Here is a 6,042-nt window from a genome sequence, read left to right as displayed (position 1 = left end):
CCGGCTGCCCGCGTCAGTTCGGTGGTCAGGTCGATGTCGCTTAAGATCCGCACACAGCGATCATAAAAGGTCTCCCCTGCCCTGGTCAGTTCCACCCGTCTGGTCGAGCGGATGAACAGCGGACAGCCAAGTTCCCTTTCCAGCGACATAACATGATTGCTCAGCGCCGGCTGGGCAATGCACATCCTGGCTGCCGCCCGGCCGAAGTGCAGTTCCTCGGCCACCGCTTTGAAATAGGTGAGTTGGCGTAGTTCCACCGGTTCGTTCCTCTGCTCGCCATGTAAGCATGGTGAGATTACCGTTTTTCGTATAGAATCGCCAGTTATTTTATTCGCAACAGAATGATCAGGTGGACGGATGTCGCCACGTGATCTACTCGCTTGGAATGTTAAGAAACTTCGTGTTCGTCGAGGCCTCTCACAAGAGCGGCTTGCGCTCGAAGCGGGACTAGAGCGTGTCTCAATCTCTCAACTCGAGCGGAAACAGGTGAATCTCGGAGTAGATTCGTTAGGAAAGATTGCCTCTGTATTGCACTGCAAGATTTTTGAGCTTTTGCTCGAACCGACCGAGGGCGAGCGACCGCCGCAAAATTTGCGTCGCGGACGTCCAACGAAATAAGTGATTTGCCTTGCGATCCATGAATCCGCATACGATCCCAAGATGCCCTGGAAGGTCCAGATGAAACTGGCCGCGTGATGGATTACCGGGCCGAGTATGCGTTGACTTGATGACGACAAGATCGGCGCCCTGATCGGTGCTCACGCACGCACCCCAAATGCACGTATTCAAGGCCGCGCACACGACCGCTTTTCAGACGACGATCCTGTGCACGCAATTGGTCGTACAGCAGCCTGAACTTTCGGCACCCAGCGGATAACCTAGGGTTCGGCATCAGTCACAGAACACCTTACGAACGTAGGTATTACCTGACTCACCATGGCATCCTTGGCGGGATGAGATTACTCGTACGGCGAATGTCGCCGAGGCCGAACTAGCGGACAAACGCCTGACGCCAGCTTCGTCGAATGATCGCAAACTAGCCGCGTTTTGATGCCCACGAAGGGTTTCAGCTTCGGGAGCGTTCGGCCAACAATACGAGGCTTTTTTGGCGCTCAGTCTGCAGACAATTTGTCCGTCTGGTTATACCCAATTTCCCTCAACTCGAGCACCCTTGCCGCTAAGCCGCGGCTATATTCGCCACAAGTATCCGTTGACGCCTTTCCACTAACGATGGGCAATAGCTTCAGGGCGAGTTCCTTGCCCAGTTCGACGCCCCACTGATCAAAGGCATTGATCCCGTAAAGCTGAGCTTCAACGAACACGCGATGTTCGAAGAGTGCGATCAGGCGGCCAAGTGTGAATGGATCCAGCTTTCTGTAGCAGAGCGTAAGCGACGGACGTTCCCCGGCAAAGCGGCGATGCGGTGCCATGGCATGGGCATCATGTTCACGGTAGCCCTCGGACCGAAGCCGATTGATCGCTTCCTGCAGTGTCCGTCCCTGCAGAAGCGCCTCCCCCTGAGCAAGGCAATTCGCGATCAGCAGGTCCTGGTGAGTTTGGAGGTCTGGCTCATGTGATTGAGCGGCAAGCAGGAATTCGACGGGGACGATGTCGGTACCCTGGTGCAGCAGTTGAAAGAAGGCATGCTGGCCGTTGGTCCCGGGTTCCCCCCACACGACGGGACCGGTGGGGCCGCTAGCCGCTTTCCCATTGAGCCGCGTCTGCTTGCCGTTGGACTCCATGTCTAGCTGCTGAACATAGGCTGGGAACCGCGCGAGTCGTTGGTCGTAAGGGATCAGTGCGCGCGAGCGGTAATCTTGCGCAGCGCGATGCCACCAGCCCACTAGCCCAAGCAACGTCGGAAGGTTTTGCTCGATCGGAGCGTGCAGGAAATGCTGATCCATACTGCGCGCTCCGGCGAGGAATTCCCTAAACTTCACGGGGCCGATCGCCATCATCAGCGGCAGGCCAATCGCCGACCAGATCGAATACCTGCCTCCTACCCAATCCCAGAAGCCGAAGCTCCGGTCGCGGTCGATTCCAAACTCTTCGATCCTATCCAAGGCAGTCGAAACAGCGCAGAAATGAAGACCGACAGAGTTTTCTCCCAGTGCATTGGTGATGAAACTTCGAGCCATTGCAGCGTTGGTTATCGTCTCGATCGTTGTGAACGTCTTGGATGCAACGATGAACAGCGTTGTCGCAGGTTCAACTGTGGCGAGAATGTCCGTGATATGAGCGCTGTCGACGTTCGACACGAAGTGGATCCGTGGTCCGCTATGATACGGAGCAAGCGCGAGTGTTGCCATGGCCGGGCCGAGGTCTGAACCTCCGATTCCGATATTCACGACGTCGGTGAATTTCTTGCCAGTGCTCGATACGATGGTTCCTTCGCGGACACCTTCGGCGAAACCAGTCATCCGAACAAGAACGTCTTCGACATCCTGGCCCACAGGAACACCGTCGACCACATACCTATCAGATACAACTCCCCGGAGTGCGACGTGCAGCACCGCTCTTCTCTCGGTGGTGTTGATGCGTTCTCCGGCAAACATAGCGTCCCTTTGCCGCCGCAGATCCTTGACGCGGGCAAACTTCAAAAGCAGATCGCGGTCTTCCCGTGATAAGGCCGTCTTCGAATAGTCAAGCGTCAGGTCTCTGTCCGATACCGTGAAGTCCTGAAAGCGCGAAATATCTTTCTGGAAAAGCGCGCGGATGCCTCGTTTTGCCGCAAGCACCCCTCGGGCCTGGAGTTGGGCCTCAATGGCAGCCTGGTCGGTTCTCTTCTCTGACATGGTTCTTCCCTACTGAGAAATTGACATCGAGGGTCCTTCCGCCGGCTGTTCGTTGGACCTTCGACAGAATTATCGGACGATAGTATTGCCGGGCGCGCTCGGTCGTGTGCCGTACGCTCTGCCCAAGGTTACGAAGATCGCTCGAGGCACAAACGGAAAGCCGTCTGCCCACCATCGATCTTCTCATGCGGCCTGTGGCGATTTGCGAACGCGCGCCATTGCCTCCGCGACGACGTTTTCCACGGTAATGCCGAAATGGGAGTAGAGCTCTGGTGCGGGTCCGGAGGCACCAAACGATCGCATCCCGACGAAGGCGTCGGTTGGCGCAAGAAACCTGTCCCAGGACATTCCGGAGGCCGCCTCGATCGCAATGCGAGGGGCAATTCCGAGAACTTCGCTTCGATAGCCCTCTTCCTGCTCCAGGAAGAGCTCGTGACAGGGCATGGAAACGACGGCGGCAGCAATACCTTGTCCTCGAAGCAACTCTGCGGCGGCGGCGGCAATCTCGACTTCGGAGCCGCTGGCAAGAAGTGTAACGTCGCGGGAACCTGTCACTTCCTGCAAGACGAATGCGCCTTTTCGCGACAGGTTTTCCTCGACACCGCCTGTCCGCAGCAAAGGCAGATTTTGGCGCGAGAGGGACAAGACCGACGGACGCGGCTGGCCAAGAGCAATCTCCCATGCTTCGGCCGTTTCGATCGCGTCCGCCGGACGAAACACCAACATGTTCGGGGTTGCACGGAGCATGGTCAGGTGTTCGATCGGCTGATGTGTAGGCCCGTCTTCACCTAGACCGATGGAGTCGTGGGTCAACACATAGATGACACGAAGTCCCATCAGCGCCGATATACGCATTCCCCCGCGCATGTAGTCCGAGAACACGAGGAAAGTCCCTCCAAAGGGAATGAACCCTCCATGCAAAGCCAATCCATTCATCACCGCGGCCATGGCGTGCTCCCGGATGCCATAGCGGATGTAGCGGCCTTCGTAGCTGCCCCCTTGAACGTCGCTGATACCCTTCGTAAGGGTGAAGACAGAGTGCGTGAGGTCAGCCGATCCCCCGACCGTCAGATCCGTGAGGTCGTTTACAACGCTGAGGGTATCCTCGGACGCTTTGCGGGTGGCGATTTTCGACGCGGCCGCCAACACCTTTCGTCGGTATGCCCTCATCGCGTCGGCAAAACCGTCGGGCAACTCCCTGACGAGCGACGCGTCGAAAGCGTCTCGCTTCGCAGACCGCTGGTGGCGCGATAGCCATTTTTCGCGTTCGGTCTTGCCACGAGACGCAACGTTCCCCCAGGACTTTCGCACGTCCTCCGGAACAGAAAAAGGTTCGGCGCTCCATCCAAGATTATCGCGGGTTGCCGCGATTTCAGGTGCTCCTAGCGGAGCTCCGTGTGACTTCTCGGAACCTGCAAACTTCGGCGAACCGTAGCCGATCACCGTCTTGCATGCGATTAACGTCGGCTTGTCAGACGACCGGGCCGTCGCAATCGCTCTGCGGATGGCATCCTGATCGTGGCCGTCCACACGCACCGCGTTCCAACCGGAAGCCTGGACCCGCCTCACCTGATCGGTGGAGGTCGAAAGCTCGGTCGAGCCATCGATCGATATCCCGTTGTCGTCGAACAGCACTATCAGCTTAGCGAGCTTGAGGTGTCCGGCGAGATCAATCGCCTCCTGGCTGATACCTTCCATGAGACAACCGTCACCACAGAAGACATACGTGTAGTGATCGACCAGGTCGTCGCCGAACCGGGCGTTTTGCATGCGTTCAGCGAGCGCCATGCCGACGGCTGTGGTGAGCCCCTGACCTAGCGGCCCGGTAGTGGTTTCGATCCCCAGAGCATGACCGTATTCAGGATGGCCTGCCGTTTTCGCTCCCACGCGCCGGAACGACTGGAGTTGCTCGATTGTCATATCCTCGTAGCCGAGTAGATGATGCAACGCGTAAAGCAGCATCGAACCGTGGCCGTTCGACAAAACGAACCTGTCCCGATCCGGCCAGTCCAAGACCGCTGGATCAACGTTGATAAAATCGGCAAACAGCACGGTTGCGACGTCAGCCATGCCCATTGGCATTCCCGGATGGCCCGAATTCGCCTTCTGTACCGCATCGATCGCCAGAAAGCGGAGAGCATTAGCCATAGCCCTTCCGCTGGCATCTCGCGTTTCAGCCGAGGGCGTATTCAGTGTCGCTATGACTGTCATGTTCAAATCCCACGTGTTGGTACGATTGGAGCCCGGCATTCACACGCGCGTTCTCGCGCGACGATTTGTGGACAAGTCCGTCGCGTACGCGTTTGGAATTCCCGGATCATGGAAACGGGGCCGGCTCCCAACCGGCCCCACGCCTCACCCGGCGACCGCCGTCGCCGAGTGCCGCGTATCCTTCAGCCATCCGAGGCCCGCCTCGGTCGTGGCAATCGGTACATATTCGCATCCAAGCCAGCCGCGGTATCCCGCACCCTGCAGCGTTCGATTAATTGCGTCGAAATCGAGCAATGCAGAACCCGGCTCGTGCCGCCCCGGATAGTCCGCGATATGGACGTGAAGAATGTGGGTAGCATGCTTGTCTATTTGCTGATGGATATCGAGCCCGGCACCGACCGTGTGGAACACATCCAGCAACAGGCCAAGATTGTCTTCGCCTGCTTCAGCGATCGCGTGAGCAGCCATATCGGGGGTAGGGATGAAATAGTCGGGAACGGCACCGTCGCTCATGGCCTCGACGATGATCCGGATACCTCGCTTCTTCGCCTCGCGGGCAGCGAACGCGAGGTTTTCGATGTAGCAATCCCAGTGGAACCGGCTCCGCTTGCCCTTCGGCAGGACGCCCGCCATGGCATGGACCATGCCGACACCGACGGTCTCGGCATAGTCGAGCCCTTCCGTCACGCTCCGACGAAATTCTTCGCGCCGATCAGGGAAAATGCCGATGCCCTTCTCCCCTTTCTGCGCGTCGCCCGAGCGCAGGCCGAATTGGGTATAAGTCAGGTTTGCGGACCTGAGCCAACCCGCCATTTCTTTTGCAGGCACCGAATAGGGGGAAGGATGCTCTACCGCGTCGAAACCGTACCGCGCGGCGGCGGCTACTCGTTCGGCCAACGGCTTCTCCGTGAAAAGATAACCAATGTGGGCGCTATAGGGGAATGTCGACATTGTCTTCTTCGCTTGTTTGTAGAAGCGCTGGTCCGCTGCTCTGGAGGTCGTATCGGTAGGGCGGCGAACAGACCGTCGCCCTACC

Annotated in this window: 5 protein-coding genes; 1 reads left to right on the top strand and 4 read right to left on the bottom strand. The window is 58.0% G+C overall.

Annotated elements, in window-relative coordinates; genetic code table 11:
- On the bottom strand, positions 1-257 hold a 257-nt coding region (locus AC1DPR_RS29635), incomplete at its 3' end, for a LysR family transcriptional regulator (RefSeq protein ID WP_477817799.1).
- Between the two features lie 100 nt (positions 258-357).
- On the opposite strand from AC1DPR_RS29635, the gene AC1DPR_RS29630 reads away from it, so the two are divergent.
- The gene (locus AC1DPR_RS29630) at positions 358-618 is read left to right on the top strand and encodes a helix-turn-helix domain-containing protein (RefSeq protein ID WP_113113703.1); all 261 of its coding nucleotides are present in this window, start codon (positions 358-360) and stop codon (positions 616-618) included.
- A 494-nt stretch (positions 619-1,112) separates the two neighbouring features.
- Here AC1DPR_RS29630 and pgi read toward each other — a convergent pair whose 3' ends face one another.
- The 3 genes from pgi to AC1DPR_RS29615 all read right to left on the bottom strand — a co-directional run bounded on the left by pgi (position 1,113) and on the right by AC1DPR_RS29615 (position 5,903).
- Positions 1,113-2,795, bottom strand: a complete 1,683-nt coding sequence (gene pgi / locus AC1DPR_RS29625; protein WP_477817798.1) for a glucose-6-phosphate isomerase — start codon at positions 2,793-2,795, stop codon at positions 1,113-1,115.
- A gap of 183 nt (positions 2,796-2,978) precedes the next feature.
- Positions 2,979-4,943, bottom strand: coding sequence for a transketolase (gene tkt / locus AC1DPR_RS29620; protein ID WP_477817797.1), 1,965 nt, complete (start codon positions 4,941-4,943; stop codon positions 2,979-2,981).
- A 207-nt stretch (positions 4,944-5,150) separates the two neighbouring features.
- A complete protein-coding gene (locus tag AC1DPR_RS29615) occupies positions 5,151-5,903 on the bottom strand; it encodes a hydroxypyruvate isomerase family protein (protein ID WP_477817796.1) in 753 nt (250 codons plus the stop codon).
- Between the last annotated feature and the right edge of the window lie 139 nt (positions 5,904-6,042).

This window comes from Rhizobium sp. 01T417, assembly GCF_056398905.1.
The sequence above is the reverse complement of the archived record's forward strand: the minus strand, read 5'-3'. Positions and strand labels throughout refer to the sequence as shown.